The sequence below is a fragment of the Chitinophagales bacterium genome (assembly GCA_041392475.1).
Lineage (GTDB): Bacteria > Bacteroidota > Bacteroidia > Chitinophagales > UBA2359 > JAUHXA01.
The window spans coordinates 3,071,638-3,091,436 of sequence record JAWKLZ010000001.1; the positions used below are offsets into that span (position 1 = coordinate 3,071,638).

Below are 19,799 nucleotides of genomic sequence, written 5' to 3' on the forward strand. Positions count from 1 at the left end.
GCATATTTTTTTGAAAAATAGCATTTTAATTTTTCAGGCATCCATATTCAATCACTTCCTTTTTTCCCAAACTTTTTCAAAACCACTTTTTGAAGGGCTTTCAAGCAGCGTATTTTTTGAATACTGGCAATATTGGCATTTTTGTAGCCAAGTTTTTGAGCAATCGCACTGATTTTTTGTTTTTCGTAGTAAAAAAGATACAAAATGGTAAAACAAGGTTCTTTGGTTCTTTGAAGTACTTCCAAAATAAATGCCTCTTGTTGATCTCTTGCATCGTCTCTTAGGCTTGGTATAGAAATCAGTTCGCCAATATCAGGAACATTTTCCATGGTAAAAATTTGTAGTTTTTGATTACGACTATTTCTCAAATACATTTTTTTACCAATGCCGAATAAATACCATTTGATGGTGTGCTCAAAATGAGTTAATTTACGAGATAGGATATTCTTGTACAATGCCAATACACTGTCCTGAAAAATATCGAGCGCTTCATTCTCTGTACAGTTGGTCTGAAATTTCAACCATTGTACAAATTCATCTCTATATACTCGGTATAAGATTTCCACCACTTTGGAGTTGCCTCGTAGAACTTCAGCCAACCACTCATTCTTACCCCTCTCCAATTCAGATGCACTATTCATATAGATTGCTAAATTTAACAACGAATGTATCCCTTTTCTATAAAAATCACCCTCCAATTAACACAAAACCACACCAACTTTTTACATCTACCTCCTTCATTTCCAACAAACGTAATTTTGCCATTCGAATGGCGAGGGTGTAGTTTGCTCCCTTCAATATTTCTTCAAACAAGTATTGGGTCAATATACTACTTGGCTTGTCGTACACCTTAAACAAAGTCGAGATGATATGGTTAGCTCCTGAATATAAAAAACCCCGATTGACTGCTATCATACCTTCTCCTTTCACCAACTTTCCGATGCCACTGTCACAACTACTCAAAACCACCAAATCTGCCTGTAGATCAAGATGGTATATTTCTTCCATTGAAAGGATTCTGTCAGAAACAGAAAAATTTGTATCACCAGACAGAGTCAAGTTCGGATGAAATACCAAACCCGACAAGGAAGTTTGCTCGTCATTCACCAAACCATGCGCCGCCACCAAAAGATATTTAAACCCATTCGACACCCTTTCAAACTGTTCCTTCGTTGCTGCCTTGTGCAAATACGTTTCCGAAATAAATCCTTTTGCAGCAAACAAAGCCGCAATATTCTTTACCTCTAGCTCTGAATATGGAAGAGGGGCAAAGTTGCCATCGCTGGAGAATGCCTCTGATGGAATTGCCCAAGCCATATTGGGAGGTACTGTTTTTTCTACAACAGAAAAAGAAGGAAAAGTTGCATTCGAAGTGCCATTTGTAACAATTGCAGCCCTATCTTTCGGTTGATAAACAGGTGCAAAACCAGCAAAATGCCCTACATACCTTTTTCTAGATCTTCTTGCTTGTTGTTGGTGTTGAAAATAGAATAAGCTAGCTGAATAGTGATAAGAAACCGCTACATACTTCAATAAGTAGTCCAATGAAGCATAGTCTAAACTCACCTCTTTCTCTTGTTCTTCAAAAGAAAGTCCGACACGCTTTGAGTAGTGTGAATCCGCCTTCAACAAGGCTTCAAAAGGGATATAACACAACACATCATTGGGTACAATCACCAAATGTTTCAGCGTATCTTCTTCTACATCAAAGGGATTGACAAAATAATCTTCCACCGATTGCAGCAACAAACGGTACAACTCAGCAGCAGTCGAGACATATTGAGCAGATTCATGGTTTCTTATGGCAGCCAAAAACTGCGTCACCAAACCTTCAAAGTCATCTGGTTTAATCTCTTGCACTATTTCAAAATCATCTGGGGTGATCACAAAAATATAAATGTAATCTCTGGCAATAAAGTAATTCAACAAAACTTGATTCTCCGCCAAAACCTTCTGCAATGCAGCAATTTCCACTGTTTGGGTATCGTACTTCAATTGGAAATAGTCAGGATAGTCCTGCTCCAATTCGTCTTTTAGTTGAACGTATCTATGATGAGTCTCAAAAAACTGGGCTTGCCAAGATTGCAGTTGTAATAGTTCTGATTCCGAAAATGGAGTTTTCTCCTGTTTCAAGCTCAACTTTTGTATATTTTTATCCAATTGGGTCAAGCTTGTTTTGAGTTCTTTTTCTTTTTGCAGTAAATCAGCAGAAATATTTACCAACGCTTTTGCCCAGTTATCCTGTAAGGCATTCATCAGTACATTCGCTTTTGCCTTTTCACAAAAATAAAATGCCCATTCACCTCCTCCTTTTCCACTTATTGTCAAAAATTCTTCCTCTGCCTTCAATGCTGTTTCCAAACCTCCTTCAAACAAGTAGATACTCTCAATCATTTGCCCCAAAGAAAATTTACTTTCATCAAAATCGTAACTTGTACGAGCCTGATCGAATAGCAAACAAGCCAAAGAATACGTTTCAATAGAAAATTCCAACTCCTTTAGGGTGCCTGCAGATGAAACAAATGAGCTGAAAAATGTCTCTCCTTTTCCTTTTAGTGCTTTAATGGCTTGGAATAAATTGGTGGAACGACCAAGGGGTGGCTGCAAAAAACAATCCTGACGAATATGAATATCTGGGTACAAGCTATCCAAAGCATTTTGAAATGACTGTTTAGCCGATTCATATTCTTTTTGTCCTAAATACACATTGCCAATATTGTTGTGCATCTGACCCATATATGGATGTTTTGCACCAAAAAAAGAACCATACATTTCAAGTGCTTTGGTTAAATAAGGCATTGCCTCCCAATACTTTTTCTGCATTAAATACACGTAGCCCAAATTTTGATACGCAGCAGCCAAAGCAACAGGCTCTAATTGGGGGTCATGAGATTCCAACACCCTATTGAAATAATAAATAGCTTTTTGATAATCTCCTTCTGCTTTGGTTGTAGATGATTGAAGGATATAAATAGCCCCTATCCTAATGTAACTTACCAATATCATTTTATGCCCTTCAGGATAGTGCTTCAACACAAAATGCAATGTTTTTTCTTGATAATCAATCGCCTTATTATAAGCCCCTTGAACCCCATAATAACGTGCCAAATGAGCATAAGCCAAAAAATGGTGAATACTTCTGGAGTCATCTTCAGGAAGAACAATCGAAAGAGATTTTTGTAAATAGAGCAGCGCCTGTTGGGTGTCATTCTGTTCTAGATAAAAGCTTCCTATCTGAGTATATGCCTCAGACAACAAAAATAGATCGGGGTGAAGAACGGCCGAAAGAAGTCTGACTATTTTATGATAGCTGTCGAGAATGGCATCCGTATCACCTCTAAATTTCATGAGTTTAGCACGACTGGCGTAGAGATAAGCATAATTCCCGTTCATTTCCTCCAAATCGGAAAATACATGCTCTAATCTCCCTATCCATTCTATAGCATCCTCCTCCCTACCCTGAGAAAGATAACCCTCAACAACCAAATTCATCGCCCTTCCATAAATAGACCAATCTTCAGCCATTTCAGACACTTCAACTGCTTGTTTTGACAAGCGCAACGTTTCTGTTCTATTACCTTTCACATTCCATTCCTCAGCTTTTGCCAAGTATTGAACTGCTTCTTCCAAAACAGTTTGTTTGTTTTTCATCAATAACAAGTATTTCTTTAGTCAACAAAGATAAAAAATTTACACGGGTAAAATCAAGCACAACCATTCTTCCACAAAACATTCGCATGACACATAATAGTCTAGTTTCACAAAAAAAATAAAAAAAGCTGCTAAGATTTTCGCCTTTTGGGTGACTATATAGATGAAACCCCTATTCACCACTTGTTTGTTTTTTTTCAAAATTCAAAATAGAAACCAGTAAACATGAACACAAACCAATCCGTCATCCTCTCCGCCCTATTGCTTCTTTCCTTTTTGGGATACTACCCATCAGCCCAAGCCCAAACCACCTACCACATCAATGCCAACACCCCCTGCACCACAGGCTGCAATGGCACAAGCTGGGCAACGGCTTTCGACCACCTTCAAGATGCCTTAGATGTAGCTGCTACATATGACGAAATCTGGGTAGCCGAAGGCACCTACTACCCCACCAAAGACAAAAACGGCAATTCCAATATCTCCAACAACCGTGACAAAACCTTCAATATCAACCAAGACCTCGAAATATATGGTGGTTTTCCCAACTCGGGCAACCCCACCATGAACGACCGAAATCCCGATGCACATCCCACTATTTTGGACGGAGACTTAAATGGAGATGATGCCCCAAATTTATCGGAAACGGACTTAGTAAACGATCTTACCCGCCAAGACAATGCCTATACAGTGGTTTTTTCCTACAATAGAACTGCTGCCTGTATCCTGTCGGGCTTCGACATTCGTAACGGGAATGCAAATGTATCACCTAGCAACGGCGAAATTTCATCTGGCGGCGGAATGTATATTACCAATGGCAGTCCCAGCATCTCACAGTCCAAATTTTACAACAATTCGGCAAATAATGAAGGTGGCGGAATGTACAATCGTTCTGGTAGCCCCAACATCTCACAGTCCACCTTTTACAACAATTCGGCAAATAATGAAGGCGGCGGAATGTATAATAATCTTGGCTATCCCAGCATCTCACAGTCCACCTTTTACAACAATTCGGCAGGTCAAGGCGGCGGAATGTACAATTATATTGGTAGCGCCACCATCTCACAGTCCACTTTTCACAATAATACGGCAGTTCAAGGCGGCGGAATGTATAATGATAGTATTAACCCCAACATCTCACAGTGCGCCTTTTACAATAATGCGGCAAATCAGGGTGGCGGAATGTACAATTATTCGGGTAACCACAACATCTCACAGTCCACCTTTTACAACAATTCGGCAGGTCAAGGCGGCGGAATATTTAATTTTTTTGGTAGCTACAACATCTCACAATGCACCCTTTACAATAATTCGGCAAATAGTCAGGGTGGCGGAATGTTTAATTATTATGCTAGCCCTGTTTTAACCAATTGTAGTTTTTCCAAAAACGCAGCAGGTGTAAGTGGGGTAGTGTATAACTTTCAAAATAGTAATCCTTTATTCACCAACTGCATCCTTTGGGACAATGGCGGTGGAGCGGGAATTGTTGATGATCAAGCGACTACCACCGTCCATAGCAGCATCGTAGAAGGGGGATGGACAGGTGCAGGGGCAAACAACCTCAACCAAGACCCCCTATTCATTGATGCGGACAATGGCAATCTACGCATTTTGTCCACTTCTCCTGCCATTGATGCGGGAGACAATACAGCAGACTTAGACGGAAATGGAAGTGGCACACAGACGATTGCGGATGTACCTTTTGATTTGGCGGGCAATACACGCATTGTTGATTTTGATAAAGACAATACAGCTACGGTGGACATGGGAGCCTACGAAAAATTTATTTACCACGTCAATGCCAACACCCCCTGCACCACAGGCTGCAATGGCACAAGCTGGGCAACGGCTTTTGACCACCTTCAAGATGCCTTAGATGTAGCCGTTGACAACGATATAATCTGGGTAGCCGAAGGCACCTACTACCCCACCAAAGACGAGGATGGCAATGCCAATCCTTCCAACAACCGTTACAAAACCTTCCACATCAACCAAGACCTCGAAATATATGGCGGTTTTCCCAACTCGGGCAACCCCACCATGAACGACCGAAATCCCGATGCACATCCCACTATTTTGGACGGAGACTTAAATGGAGATGATGCCCCAAATTTATCGGGAACGGACTTAGTAAACGATCTTACTCGCCAAGACAATGCCTATACAGTGGTTTTTTCCTCCAATAGAACTGCTGCCTGTATCCTGTCGGGCTTCGACATTCGCAACGGAAATGCAACTATATCATTTAACAGCGAAGACGGTTCATCTGGCGGCGGAATGTATAATACCAATGGCAATCCCAGAATCTCACAGTCCAAATTTTACAACAATTCGGCAAATTATCGAGGCGGCGGAATGTCCATTTTTATTGGTAGCCCCAACATCTCACAATCTACCTTTTACAATAATTCGGCAACTTTTGCCGGCGGAATGTCCATTTATATTGGTAGCCCCAACATCTCACAATCCACCTTTTACAATAATTCGGCTGGTACCGGTGGCGGAATGTATAATGACAATAGCAATCCCAACATCTCACAGTCCAAATTTTACAATAATTCGGCAAATGTTGCCGGCGGAATATATAATGCTTACAGTACCCCTGTTTTAACCAATTGTAGTTTTTCCAAAAACGCAGCAGGTGGTGGAACTGGGGTGGTGTATAACTTTCAAAGTAACTCTTTATTCACCAACTGCATCCTTTGGGACAATGGCGGTGGAGCGGGAATTGTTGATGATCAAGCAACTACCACCGTCCATAGCAGCATCGTAGAAGGGGGATGGACAGGTGCAGGGGCAAACAACCTCAATCAAGACCCCTTATTCATTGATGCGGACAATGGTGACCTACGCATTTCGGCCTGTTCGCCAGCCATCGATGCGGGAGACAATACAGCAGACTTGGATGGATCGAAAAGTGGCACGCAGACGATAGCGGATCTACCTTTTGATTTGACGGGCAATGCCCGAATAGTAAACGCAATAGTGGATATGGGAGCCTATGAAGCCTCTGGCAATTTGATTTTGGAAAGCAACAGTCCTCTCTGTGTGGGTGAAGACCTTCAATTGACCCCTGTGGCCAGTAGTCAATTAAATTATCAATGGTCAGGCCCCGACAATTTCAACAGCATGGACGCAGCACCTGTCTTAACCAATGTTTCTGCAAGTATGTCAGGGAATTACTTCGTGACTGTCAGTGATGGAAATGGCTGTTCATCCATTGGTCAAGTCAGTGCAAACATTCTACCGACCGTCAGCTTCACTACTACAGCTGATATATGCCTCAATGCTGGCGTGCAGACCCTTAGTGGCGGAATACCCACAGGAGGCACTTACAGTGGCAGCGGCCTCGGCGTACTCGACAAAGGTGATGGAGAGACCTTTGACTTCAACCCAACTGCGGCAGGAATCGGAAAACATACCGTAACCTATACCTATTCCGATACCAATGGCTGCATAGGCAGTGCTACTGCCACGATTGAGGTATATACCCCCATTGCTTCCGCTTCCACAACGCCTATTTGCAACAATGGCAGCCCCGCCAACTTGACTGTCACTACCAATGCCAGTAATCCTAGCTATGTTTGGAGTTCAGGTACTTCAGGAAATAACAGTGCCAATGTCACCGTAAGCAACCCTGTAAACAATGCTAAATATACCGTCACCATTACAGATGGCAACCATTGCAGTCAAACAGCAGAAGTCACCTTAACTGTAAATCCTCTATCCACTCCCAACATCACGGGCAGTTTAATCTATTGCGCTTCCGACAACACAACCACTTTGGACGCTGGCATTTTGGTCCAGCTACAAATGGTCAAATGGCGAAACCTCACAAGTCATTGAAGCAAGTGAAGGTACTTACACCGTCACCGTTACCAACTCCAATGATTGCACAGGCACAGATGAAGTGACTGTCATTGAAAATGCCAATGCAGAACCTTCCATAAGCGGCGAATTGGAATATTGCGCCTCCGACAACACGACCACTTTGGACGCTGGCACTTGGTCCAGCTACAAATGGTCAAATGGCGAAACCTCACAAGTCATTGAAGCAAGTGAGGTACTTACACCGTCACCGTTACCAACTCCAATGATTGCACAGGCACAGATGAAGTGACTGTCATTGAAAATGCCAATGCAGAACCTTCCATAAGCGGCGAATTGGAATATTGCGCTTCCGACAATTTCACCTCTTTGGACGCTGGCACTTGGTCCAGCTACCAATGGTCAAATGGCGAAACCTCACAAGTCATTGAAGCAAGTGAAGGCACGTACACCGTTACCGTCACCAACTCCAGTGACTGCACAGGCACAGATGAGGTGACTGTCATTGAAAATGACAATGCAGAACCTATAATTTCGGGAGAATTGGAATATTGCGCCTCCAACAACACGACCACTTTGGACGCTGGCACTCGGGTCCAGCTACAATTGGTCGAATGGCGAAACCTCGCAAGTCATTGAAGCAAGTGAAGGCACTTACACCGTCACCGTTACCAACTCCAATGATTGCACAGGCACAGATGAAGTGACTGTCATTGAAAATGCCAATGCAGAACCTTCCATAAGCGGCGAATTGGAATATTGCGCTTCCGACAATTTCACTACTTTGGACGCTGGCACTTCCAGCTACAAATGGTCAAATGGCGAAACCTCACAAGTCATTGAAGCAAGTGAAGGCACTTACACCGTCACCGTTACCAACTCCAATGATTGCACAGGCACAGACGAGGTCACGGTTAGCGAAAATGAAAATGCAGAACCTTCCATAAGCGGCGAATTGGAATATTGCGCTTCCGACAATTTCACCTCTTTGGACGCTGGCACTTGGTCCAGCTACAATTGGTCGAATGGCGAAACCTCGCAAGTCATTGAAGCAAGTGAAGGCACGTACACCGTTACCGTCACCAACTCCAGTGACTGCACAGGCACAGATGAAGTGACTGTCATTGAAAATGCCAATGCAGAACCTTCCATAAGCGGCGAATTGGAATATTGCGCTTCCGACAATTTCACTACTTTGGACGCTGGCACTGGTCCAGCTACAAATGGTCAAATGGCGAAACCTCACAAGTCATTGAAACAAGTGAAGGCACGTACACCGTCACCGTCACCAACTCCAATAATTGCACAGGCACAGATGAGGTAACAGTCATTGAAAATGCCAATGCAGAACCTATAATTTCGGGAGAATTGGAATATTGCGCCTCCGACAACACGACCACTTTGGACGCTGGCACTTGGTCCAGCTACAATTGGTCAAATGGCGAAACCTCACAAGTCATTGAAGCAAGTGAAGGTACTTACACCGTCACCGTTACCAACTCCAATGATTGCACAGGCACAGATGAGGTAACAGTCATTGAAAATGCCAATGCAGAACCTATAATTTCGGGCGAATTGGAATATTGCGCCTCCGACAACACGACCACTTTGGACGCTGGCACTTGGTCCAGCTACAAATGGTCAAATGGCGAAAACCTCACAAGTCATTGAAGCAAGTGAAGGCACTTACACCGTCACCGTTACCAACTCCAATGATTGCACAGGCACAGATGAAGTGACTGTCATTGAAAATACCAATGCAGAACCTTCCATAAGCGGCGAATTACAATATTGCGCCTCCGACAACACGACTCTTTGGATGCTGGCACTTGGTCCAGCTACAAATGGTCAAATGGCGAAACCTCGCAAGTCATTGAAGCAAGTGAAGGCACGTACACCGTTACCGTCACCAACTCCAGTGACTGCACAGGCACAGATGAAGTGACTGTCATTGAAAATGCCAATGCAGAACCTTCCATAAGCGGCAAGAATATTCGCTTCCGACAATTTACTTTGGACGCTGGCACTTGGTCCAGCTACAAATGGTCAAATGGCGAAACATCGCAAGTCATTGAAGCAAGTGAAGGCACGTACACCGTTACCGTCACCAACTCCAGTGACTGCACAGGCACAGATGAAGTGACTGTCATTGAAAATGCCAATGCAGAGCCTGTCATTGCAGGAGCATTGGAATATTGCGCTTCCGACAATTTCACCACTTTGGACGCTGGCACTTGGTCCAGCTACCAATGGTCAAATGGTGAAACCTCGCAAGTCATTGAAGCAAGTGAAGGCACGTACACCGTCACCGTCACCAATGCCAATGATTGCACAGGTACAGATGAAGTTACTGTCATCGAAAATGCCAATGCAGAGCCTTCCGTAAGTGGTGAATTGGAGTATTGCGCTTCCGACAATACAACTACTTTGGACGCTGGAACTTGGTCAAGCTACAAATGGTCAAATGGTCAAACATCGCAAGTCATTGAAGCAAGTGAAGGCACGTACACCGTCACCGTCACCAATGCCAATGATTGCACAGGAACAAATGAAGTTACTGTCATCGAAAATGCCAATGCAGAACCTATAATTTCGGGCGAATTGGAATATTGCGCCTCCGACAATTTCACCACTTTGGACGCTGGCACTTGGTCCAGCTACCAATGGTCAAATGGTGAAACCTCGCAAGTCATTGAAGCAAGTGAAGGTACTTACACCGTCACCGTTACCAACTCCAATGATTGCACAGGTACAGATGAAGTGACTGTCATTGAAAATGCCAATGCAGAACCTATAATTTCGGGCGAATTGGAATATTGCGCCTCCGACAATACGACTACTTTGGATGCTGGCACTTGGTCCAGCTACCAATGGTCAAATGGCGAAACATCGCAAGTCATTGAAGCAAGTGAAGGCACGTACACCGTCACCGTTACCAACTCCAATGATTGCACAGGTACAGATGAAGTGACTGTCATTGAAAATGCCAATGCAGAACCTGTCATTATAGGAACCTTCGAGTATTGCAGAGGGCGAGAAGCAACTTTGGATGCGGGAACTTGGACAAGCTACCAATGGTCGAATGGCGAAACAGTCCAAAGTTTCTCCACTACTGCAACTGGCATTTACACCGTCACCGTCACCAATCAAAAAGGTTGTACAGGAACAGCAATGGCAGAGGTCATCGCAACTCCTTGTTTGGCAGAAGCAGGAACATTGACCACAAATGCCGAAACGATTTGTGCGGGTGGAAACATTGAAGTGGGTGCAACAGGTAATCAAACTGAGAGCAGCTATCTTCAATACTATTTCCTCTACTCACAAGACAATCTCAACAACACTACTTTTGCTGCCAGCTCTGTAAATGGCGTATTTAGTGGCTTTGTAGCGGGGGATTATTTGGTGTGTAGCTACAATGAGTGTGCGGATTGTACTCCTAATCCGTCTCCTATTACTACCAACCTCAATGACATCTACCAAACAGGCACGATTCAAGACGGTTGTTTTGACATAGAATGTACAACGATTAACATTCCCGAAACCTTTGAACCAAATATTGCAGGTTCTGGACAGGTGACAGGCACGAACAATGTTGGTCAGAATATTTTCATTGCAGAAGTATGCGGCGGTACAGCTCCTTTCGATATTGACTTTGTGTTGTCGGGCGGTTTTGCAACGGTCAATGATTATCCTTCCGAAAATGCGGGTTGTCTGAACTACCAAATTGTGTATGGCAATGGTGTTGAGTGGACGCTTACGGTGACGGATGCCAACAATTGCAGCAATGAATCTGTGCTTTTCACAAATGACGGATTGCCTTCCAATCCATTGCCTCAAATTGTGGGTTTTGAAGTGGGTTTGGAAACTTGTGTAGGCGATGCCGATGGATTTATTAGCATTGAAGTGGCTGGCGGAGAGGATAGTTGTGGTGAATATACCTATAATTGGTCGGGACCCAATGGCTTCAATACTTCTATTTCAAACCTTTCAACAGGAAATGAAATAACAGGTTTGGCATTGGGTTTTTACAATGTCATCGTGACCGATTGTGTGGGAACGACTGCTACTGAAGACATCTTTGTGGGGCGAAAAACAGGCAGAGGACGTGGACGAGGCGGCTGCAAAACATCGGGTAAGGATGGCGAAAACTTCAATGGGAATGAAAACCTAAAGGTTTTTCCAAATCCTTTTGCAGACTACACAGCCATAGAATTCAGCCTTCCACAAACTTCAAAGGTTTGGTTGTCGGTTTACTCTATAGATGGTCGAAAAGTGGCGGAAATATTGATGGGTGAAGCGATTGAAGGAAATACTACACAGCGAATGGGATTTGATGCGAAAGGGCTGCAAAGTGGGTTGTATCTGTTGGAACTGAAGACCGAGTCGGGTTTACGCCAACAGCAGCAGTTGATAGTGGTGAAGTAATGGTATGTATTTTTTGAATGACAAAAGCCCAAGCGTTTGAAAATGCTTGGGCTTTTTATTTTTATGTTTTATCTTCGTTTTTCAAGAAAACAATTATAAACTAAGTGTTTATGAATTCCATCCCCCAAGTCATTCAAGAGTTAGAACAACAACTCGCCCAAACCGAAGGATTGTCGAGTGCGCCCCTATTGATAGAGTTGTATCGACTCTACGGCTCGAATGGAGCCTATGACAAATCTATAGAATGTGCAGAAAAGCTTTTGCACCTCGGCGAAAAACATCAAAATGACCAATTGAAGATAGAAGGTCTGTTGGCTTTTGCCAAAATGGAATGTACCAAACAAGCATTTGACAAAACACATGCCTATCTCAACGAGGTCAGACTCCTCAACGAAAAGGTGCAAGACCGAAAAACTTGGCTGATTTTTCACCAATTGAAGGGAGATATTTACCAAAAACAGAGACAGTTTGATGATGCCCAAAAGCACCTTGAACAGTTATTAATATTGGCGACTGAAGAGGATTTGATGATGAAAGTCCATGCTTACCAATTGTTGGGAGGTGTTCAGCAAATGACAGGTAATTTTGACCAAGCACTTCAAAATCAGTTCAAAGCACTGAAATTGATAGAAAGTGTAGTCGATAAGCAGCTGAGCCACAAAAAAATGATGGGCATTTTGTTGATCAATATAGCCACGCTTTACCTCCATCAAAATGATGCCTTTGATAAAGAAACAACAGACTTGGCTGATGTCATCCATTATTTAGAGAAAGCCAAAAAAATCGCTACCGAAATTGAACACCCACAACTTTTAACCGAGATTTCGGTACAATTGGGGCGAATAGAGATGGATAGAAAAAACTATGATACGGCATTGCAGCATTTTCACTCTGCCCTCCAACTCGCCAAAACGTTCAATAATCCTTACATTCTACTGTATTGCAGCATGGATATAGCCAATATTCACAAGTTGAAAAACGAATTAGATACTGCATTGATTCATTATACATCTGCCTTAGACTTGTCTTTGAAACTAAACAATCAGTCAATGGCTCTTGCTTGTTACATTAACTTGGCAAGTTATTGGCACAATAAACAACACTTGCAACAGGCGATGGATTATGCACAACAGGCTTTGGATTTAGCCCAAACTCTCCAAAGCCCCGATAAGTCCTTGACCATTTACCAACTCATGGCATCTATCCACAAAGCACTCGGCAATACGGATGAAGTATTCGACTATCTACAAAAATACATTGGCTTGAAAGACAAACTGTTTACCAACGAAAAACAGAAAAATATGGTCGAAATGCAAACTCGCTACGAAACCGAGAAGAGAGAGCAAGAGGCCCAACAACTGCGGGAATTGGAGGAAATGAAAGGTCGCTTTTTTTCACAAATCACCCACGAATTTCGCACTCCATTGACCCTCATTTTGGGGCCAATTCAACAGTTACTTCAAAATACCCAAAACATCAGCCCGACACAACTTCAAAACCGATTGACTTTGGTAGAGCGAAACGGACAACGCTTGATGAACTTGGTCAATCAACTGCTCGACCTCTCCAAATTGGAATCGGGCAAAATGACCATTCAAACGAAACATGGTGATGTGGTCGATTTTGTGAATGACGTTGTTACCAACTTTCAATCACTTGCCCAGCAGCAAAATATTCACCTTCATTTTGAGACATCCTTACCTCAATTGAGCGCTCATTTTGATGTGGACAAACTCGAAAAAATCCTCTACAACCTGCTTTCCAATGCTTTGAAATTTACGCCTTCAAAAGGAAAAATCACCCTTCAACTGCAAAACCTACACACTAGTACCACCCATACATCGCTGCAAATCACCCTGCTAGATACAGGCAAAGGCATTGCAGCCTCTCAACTTCCCTACATTTTTGACCGCTTTTACCAAGCAGACAATAGCAACATTCGGCAAGCAGAAGGTTCAGGAGTCGGTTTATCCTTGGTCAAAGAACTGCTCGAATTGCAGGGCGGAAGCATTGAAGTACAGTCCAAAATAGGTGAAGGAACAACTTTTACCTTCCAACTGCCCTTAGAATTGGCATCCAACATTGCCGCTTTACCCCAACAAAATCTGCCAACTGCTCACACTTTTGCACCTACACTTCAAAGCCCAACGATTGTTACTCCATCCAAAACTTCAACGGTAGCTGCGAAAACACCTAAAAATGTGTCTAAAAACATAGTTTTAGTGGTAGAAGACAATGCCGATATGCAGACCTATATCGAAAGTATTTTGTCGCCTCAATACGAAGTTTTACAGGCAATGAATGGAGAAGATGGCGTAGAAATGGCGTTGGAGCAAATTCCCGACCTCATTGTAAGTGATGTGATGATGCCCCAAAAAGATGGTTATACCCTCTGCAAAGAACTCAAATCCAATGAAAAAACCAACCACATTCCCATCATTCTCCTAACCGCCAAAGCTGCCCTCAACAGCCGTCTCGAAGGTTTGCAGCAAGGCGCAGATGTGTATCTTTCCAAACCATTCAGCCCTGAAGAACTGCTGCTCAACATCGAAAATCAAATCAAAGTACGCCAACAACTCCAAGAAAAATACACCCAAATTTTAGAAACTACAAAAAAAGAAGAAGTTCCAGTTTCTATCACTGATCCTTTCCTTCAAAGGCTTATCGAAACTATCGAATCACATCTCAATGACTTTGAACTAAGTGTGGAGCAGTTGAGTCAATATATGTTTATGAGCCGCCAACAAATCCACCGCAAACTACACGCACTTACCAACTATTCGACTTCCGAATTTATCCGCCTTCTTCGCCTCAAAAAAGCCAAAACCCTACTGGAGAGCAAACAACACAACATCACTGAAATCGCTTATGAAGTGGGTTTCAGTTCGCCTTCTTATTTCAGCAGAGCATTTGTAAAGCAGTTTGGGGTATCGCCGAGTAAGTGGGTTGGGTAAAAATGTAACACCAGTGAAAAAACACGCAACATACGTGCAAGACCTTCCTTTTTATTAGCCTTAATTTTGTGGTTGTCAATGTGATTCATCCTACACACTAAACCCCCAAAATTATGCTGCAACAATCTGCTACTGCCCAGAAAAAATTAGATATCTCGTCTTGCAAAGAAGTTTTTTTGAAAAAACTCAACCAAATCGTCCTAAAAAACATCAAAAGCGAAGACCTAAACATAGAACTATTGGCACAAAAAATGGCTATAAGCCGAAGCCAACTACACCGCAACTTGAAGAAATTTACCCGCCTATCCGCTTCTAATTATGTTCGTAGATTCCGCCTAAAAATTGCTTCTAAACTGCTTACCAAACCCATCAACTCCATCAGCCAAATAGCCTACAAAGTGGGTATCTACAACCTCTCTTATTTCTCCAAGTCCTTCAAAGAAGAATTTGGGAAAACACCCATAGAATTTTATGAGTTTCACAATCAACAAAATAAACATTTTTTCAGAGCAAACAAAAACTACTGATTGTAGGAAAGTAAGCGTACTTAGTGAAAGGTATGGTAGCAGGCAATTTTATAGTGTGTGTGGATACAAAAACAATTGTGAAGGTACAAAATTGCCTGCCCATCCTTTTAAGGAACTGCGAGTTCCATTTTTTCAAAAAGAAATGAAAGACATGGAAGTACAGTATCTCCAATCTTGCATACAACAAAAAAAAAATCAGGTCTGGGGGGACTTGATATTGGTAAAAAAACAGCCCAAGTATGATTTGAATACTTGGGCATTTTTTATGGATATTTGTTTGATCTTTTATTGAGAATCCGCTTGTTCTCGTTTTTTTGTCACATATTCCAACACCTTACGAATGTAGTCAAAACCAGAACTAATGGTCAAAAAGGTAGCAATGAGCAGTAAAATATAGGTGATGCCCCACAGCAAATCATAAGGAACCCAATCCCAATTCAAGATAGAGAGTTGTCCGCAAAGCAATACGCCCATAATCGCTGCAAAGGTGAAGGTAGTTTTGACCTTACCCCAAAAATAGGCAGGGACAGCCAAACCTTCAATGGCGGCAAAAATGCGTAATCCCATCACCAAAAATTCCCTTCCAATAATCAACAAAGTCATCCAAGCAGGAATCCAGCCTTTGAGTGAAAGCATGACCAACACTGTGGCTACGAACACTTTGTCGGCGGTAAAATCCAAAAATGCTCCAAGGTTCGAGACCAATTTTTTCTTGCGAGCCCAATAACCATCCAAATAATCACTGAGCATTGCCCAACAAACTACTATCATCAAGAACAAATAGTTGTATTCCCAATTCCCTTCAAGCAATAGAAAAAAGGGAGCTACGTATATTCTTGATAAGCTGAGGTGGTCAGCAGTATTGAGCCGTATATTCATGTAAAAAGGATGCGGTGTTGGTAATCTAAAAAATCCAAAGATGCGTTTTTTTAATAACAGTTTTGAATTTTGAACACAGATTTTGCAGATATTTCAGATTTCACTGATAAACAATTTTTTAGATAGTTGAAACATTGAAGAATGAACACATATTTGTTTGTTTATCAAATTTTTATGTTTAGAACTGTGAAATGCAAGAAGTCTAAAAATTCCATTAAAAAATATATCAAAATATATTATTTTTACCCTTTCGTCATTCAAGCCTTCAACTTCAACTGCAAAATGCGAAATGTCTAAAGATATTAACACAATACCCTCGCAACTGAGTTTACACCAAGCCAAAGTTCTTCTCTGCGAAGCTAAAACTGCCTCAACAGAAAAAGATGATGATAAAGCCATAGAACTATTGACTAAAGTGGTCACAGTTTTTGAAGTGCATGAAGCATGGGAGGAATTTATGGAAACTTCTAATGAGTTGGCTTTGGTTTATTTAGAACGCTCAAGCCTTTCTGATGCCATGCAAATTGTAGAGTATGCGCTCAAAATATATCAGAAAAAATGTTCGCATCTCATTGAATGGAGCTACCATTTATATAATAGAAAATCAAAAATACTAGCTTTACAAGCAAAATTTAGTGAGAGTATTCCTTATTTGCTTAAGGCAAAAGAGATAATCGAACAAAGACAACTGAGCGAGTTGTTTTTAATTGACAACCTAATCGAACAGGCTGATTACCATATATTGATGCGTAATTATGCACAAGCTTATCAATTATTAGATGATGCTGCAAAATTATTGAATACACATCAGAATGAACGGCTTTTAATGTATTTTTATGGTGTCCAAGCAAGTTTAGAATTTTATCAATCTAATTATTTGCTATCCAAACAATTGTATGACAAAAGTCTTGAGGTATGTATTCGTAATAACTTTGAAAAAAAGTCCTATCTTTATTTTCGTATCGCAACCATACATCAAATCTTAGGCAACAGACAAGATTCGATCAAAATATATTTAGAATTAATTGAATATTATAATATTCAATCTAAAGATGGGTTCAACAATAAGGTAAAAAGAGAATTAGCTCAGGTATTTTCCTACATGGGACGAGCTCTAATGAGCTTAGGGGACTTCACACAAGCACTTCATTATTTTGAAAGAGCAATCCTATTTTATGAGCAAACTGGCGAAGGTACTAATTCATTAATAAATTTATGCCTCATTGATATTGCTTATATCTATGGTAAACAAAATAACTATGCCAAGCAAATTGAATACTGTGAGAAAGCTCTAGAAAGACATCAAAACACGACAGAGAATAAAAATGCTTATTCTTCAGCAATTTATAGAAACCTTGCCAAAGCTTATATGAATGTCAATGAAATGAATAAATCATTGATTTATTATGAAAAAGCATTGGCTATAGACATACAAATATTAGGAAAAAATAACACGCTCACAATTAATAGTTATAGTGATTTAGGGGCATATTGGACAAAAAATAGGCGATATTCAAAAGGCTTGAAGTACCTCTATAAAGCCCTAAAAAAGTATAAAAATAAGTTCGGACATACACATGAAAATATTGCAGATACAAATGCTCAGATTGCAGACAATTTTCACCAACAAAGAAAACTAAAAAAAGCCTTAAAACACTATCAATTGGCTTTGACGGCTGATGTACCCGATTACCAAGAAACCAATTTTTACCACCTCCCCGATGTAAGACAATGTATTTTCCTATCAGGATATTATTTCTTGAAAGTATTAGCAGGAAAAGCAAACGCACTTTTTGACTATGCTCTACATTTAGAAAAAAAGAACTTCTCCAAAGCCACCAAAGCCTTAAAAGCCAGTTTGAATACCTGTCAATTGGCTGCAGATTATCTACAACAACTACACAAAACACTTAAAGTAGAAGACTCCAAATTGATTTTGGGAGAGGTGATGCCGCCTATTTATCAGCAAGCTGTAAAAACTATTTTACTCTTAGCCAATCGTTTAGCCGCAGATTCTATTTTGGAACAAGCATTCACCTTTCACGAACTGGCAAATGCACTCTTATTGCGTTCTTCTATGCAAGAAAGCGATGCAAAAATGAGTACTTCTATTGATTCCGATTTATTGAAGCAAGAAAGAGATTTAAGAAATCAAATTGAAGTCTATCTTCAAAAAATACAAAAAGAAGAAGCAAAAGGGCTTCAAAAAGATATGAATAAGCTCAAAGAATGGAAACAAAGTCATTTCCATGAACTGCTCAAACACCAGGCACTCATTGAACAATTTGAAAAGGAGTACCCCGAATATTACCAGTTCAAGTACAACCTCCAAACGGTTTCTGTTGCAACCCTCCAAAAAGACTTAACCGAAGATACAGTCATGATTAGCTATTTCATTGGAATAGAAAAGGGCTATATTTTTGCAGTCACTTCGGACGAATATGAAATTGTTCCCTTTGAAATACCTAAAGATTTCGACCAACAAATCGAAAACTATTTGAGCAGCATTCACGCCCAGAGCATAAGCGATTTCATTCCGATGTCCTACAATTTGTACTTCTTACTCATTGAACCCATCAGCTATTTGATTTTTGACCCATTTGTAGGTAAGCCCAAAAATTTGGTTATCATTCCAAGTGCTGCCCTTAGTTATTTACCCTTCGAAACCCTTATTCGTGAAATTCCCTATACTGCTCAGCCTGCTTTTCACCAATTGGATTATCTCCTCCAACACTGCCAAATTCAATACCACTATTCTCCTACCTTATACCACCAATCATTGAAGAAAAAAGTACAAAAAAAATCTATTTTATCTTCAATAGAAAAATCAAATTCCATTGACTTCCTAGGTTTTGCGCCCATTTATACCAGTGACAAAGCAGCCACCCAAGAAGTCTTGAAAGGACTTGCTGAAAATTATGGTCATTGGGCGACTCGCTCCAATGCCCTACAAGATGGCACACTAGCCCCACTTCCTTTTTCGGAAAAAGAGGTACAAAATATTGAAGGAATGTTTGCTGAAAAAGGATTGAAGGGACAAAGCTACCTCTACGATGCCGCTACCAAAGACCACTTCAAAGCCATTGCCGCTAATGCCAAATACCTACACATTGCAGCTCATGGACTGACCAACGATGAATACCCCAAATTATCGGGCATTGTATTTCACCCTGCCAAAGAAGCTACTGAAATTCACGACAGCGTTTTGTCAATGGGCGAAATGTACCAACTTCAATTGCGAGCAGATTTGGTGGTCTTGAGCAGTTGCGAAAGTGGGGTTGGCAAGTTGGCTAAGGGGGAGGGAATGATGGCAATGAATCGGGGGTTTTTATATGCGGGTGCAAAGAATGTGATTTACACCCTCTTCAAAGTGCTTGACAAACCAAGCAGCGAATTGTGTGAAGCTTTGTTTGAAGGAATTTTGGAGGGAAAATCGTATGCAGAGGCATTGCGATTGGCGAAGTTAACCCTAATTCAACGAACCGATATTGATCCTAAATCATGGTCAGGTTTTGTGTTATTGGGGGCATAAGCC

At 41.3% G+C, this 19,799-nt stretch carries 13 protein-coding genes; 10 read left to right on the plus strand and 3 right to left on the minus strand.

Translation table 11 applies throughout. From position 1 onward, the window contains the following. Positions 1-47 precede the first annotated feature (47 nt). Together R3E32_11420 and R3E32_11425 are read right to left on the minus strand one after the other, a co-directional pair. Complete coding sequence (locus R3E32_11420; GenBank protein ID MEZ4885328.1) at positions 48-641, minus strand: sigma-70 family RNA polymerase sigma factor; 594 nt, start codon at positions 639-641, stop codon at positions 48-50. Positions 642-687: 46 nt separating this feature from the next. Continuing rightward, a complete protein-coding gene (locus R3E32_11425; protein ID MEZ4885329.1) occupies positions 688-3,651 on the minus strand; it encodes a CHAT domain-containing tetratricopeptide repeat protein in 2,964 nt (987 codons plus the stop codon). A 225-nt stretch (positions 3,652-3,876) separates the two neighbouring features. On the opposite strand from R3E32_11425, the gene R3E32_11430 reads away from it, so the two are divergent. The 9 genes from R3E32_11430 (at position 3,877) to R3E32_11470 (ending at position 15,385) form a co-directional block, all read left to right on the plus strand. Further along, positions 3,877-7,497, plus strand: coding sequence for a choice-of-anchor Q domain-containing protein (locus tag R3E32_11430; GenBank protein ID MEZ4885330.1), 3,621 nt, complete (start codon positions 3,877-3,879; stop codon positions 7,495-7,497). A 64-nt stretch (positions 7,498-7,561) separates the two neighbouring features. Beyond that, a complete protein-coding gene (locus R3E32_11435) occupies positions 7,562-7,771 on the plus strand; it encodes a hypothetical protein (protein ID MEZ4885331.1) in 210 nt (69 codons plus the stop codon). Next, positions 7,768-8,118, plus strand: a complete 351-nt coding sequence (locus tag R3E32_11440; protein MEZ4885332.1) for a hypothetical protein — start codon at positions 7,768-7,770, stop codon at positions 8,116-8,118. The genes R3E32_11435 and R3E32_11440 overlap by 4 nt, the downstream gene beginning before the upstream one ends. A gap of 64 nt (positions 8,119-8,182) precedes the next feature. Continuing rightward, on the plus strand, positions 8,183-8,803 hold the full coding sequence (locus tag R3E32_11445; protein MEZ4885333.1) for a hypothetical protein: 621 nt from the start codon (positions 8,183-8,185) through the stop codon (positions 8,801-8,803). A gap of 44 nt (positions 8,804-8,847) precedes the next feature. Continuing rightward, positions 8,848-9,150: a hypothetical protein gene (locus R3E32_11450; GenBank protein ID MEZ4885334.1), complete on the plus strand. Its 303-nt coding sequence runs from the start codon at positions 8,848-8,850 to the stop codon at positions 9,148-9,150. Next, positions 9,125-9,424: a hypothetical protein gene (locus tag R3E32_11455; protein MEZ4885335.1), complete on the plus strand. Its 300-nt coding sequence runs from the start codon at positions 9,125-9,127 to the stop codon at positions 9,422-9,424. The genes R3E32_11450 and R3E32_11455 overlap by 26 nt, the downstream gene beginning before the upstream one ends. Before the next feature lie 1,226 nt (positions 9,425-10,650). After that, positions 10,651-11,904, plus strand: a complete 1,254-nt coding sequence (locus R3E32_11460; protein ID MEZ4885336.1) for a T9SS type A sorting domain-containing protein — start codon at positions 10,651-10,653, stop codon at positions 11,902-11,904. A gap of 110 nt (positions 11,905-12,014) precedes the next feature. Then, complete coding sequence (locus R3E32_11465; GenBank protein MEZ4885337.1) at positions 12,015-14,858, plus strand: ATP-binding protein; 2,844 nt, start codon at positions 12,015-12,017, stop codon at positions 14,856-14,858. 113 nt (positions 14,859-14,971) lie between these two features. Continuing rightward, positions 14,972-15,385: a helix-turn-helix transcriptional regulator gene (locus tag R3E32_11470; GenBank protein MEZ4885338.1), complete on the plus strand. Its 414-nt coding sequence runs from the start codon at positions 14,972-14,974 to the stop codon at positions 15,383-15,385. A gap of 285 nt (positions 15,386-15,670) precedes the next feature. Here the strand turns inward: R3E32_11470 and pgsA are convergent, their stop codons facing one another. Continuing rightward, positions 15,671-16,264, minus strand: a complete 594-nt coding sequence (gene pgsA, locus R3E32_11475; GenBank protein MEZ4885339.1) for a CDP-diacylglycerol--glycerol-3-phosphate 3-phosphatidyltransferase — start codon at positions 16,262-16,264, stop codon at positions 15,671-15,673. Between the two features lie 289 nt (positions 16,265-16,553). On the opposite strand from pgsA, the gene R3E32_11480 reads away from it, so the two are divergent. Then, positions 16,554-19,796, plus strand: coding sequence for a CHAT domain-containing tetratricopeptide repeat protein (locus R3E32_11480; GenBank protein ID MEZ4885340.1), 3,243 nt, complete (start codon positions 16,554-16,556; stop codon positions 19,794-19,796). The last annotated feature ends 3 nt before the right edge of the window (positions 19,797-19,799 follow it).

Coding starts and splice junctions, on each gene's coding strand:
- R3E32_11420 (MEZ4885328.1), bottom strand. CDS start 641: ATGAATAGTGCATCTGAATTGGAGAGGGGTAAGAATGAGTGGTTGGCT.
- R3E32_11425 (MEZ4885329.1), bottom strand. CDS start 3,651: ATGAAAAACAAACAAACTGTTTTGGAAGAAGCAGTTCAATACTTGGCA.
- R3E32_11430 (MEZ4885330.1), top strand. CDS start 3,877: ATGAACACAAACCAATCCGTCATCCTCTCCGCCCTATTGCTTCTTTCC.
- R3E32_11455 (MEZ4885335.1), top strand. CDS start 9,125: ATGGCGAAAACCTCACAAGTCATTGAAGCAAGTGAAGGCACTTACACC.
- R3E32_11460 (MEZ4885336.1), top strand. CDS start 10,651: ATGGCAGAGGTCATCGCAACTCCTTGTTTGGCAGAAGCAGGAACATTG.
- R3E32_11465 (MEZ4885337.1), top strand. CDS start 12,015: ATGAATTCCATCCCCCAAGTCATTCAAGAGTTAGAACAACAACTCGCC.
- R3E32_11470 (MEZ4885338.1), top strand. CDS start 14,972: ATGCTGCAACAATCTGCTACTGCCCAGAAAAAATTAGATATCTCGTCT.
- pgsA (MEZ4885339.1), bottom strand. CDS start 16,264: ATGAATATACGGCTCAATACTGCTGACCACCTCAGCTTATCAAGAATA.
- R3E32_11480 (MEZ4885340.1), top strand. CDS start 16,554: ATGTCTAAAGATATTAACACAATACCCTCGCAACTGAGTTTACACCAA.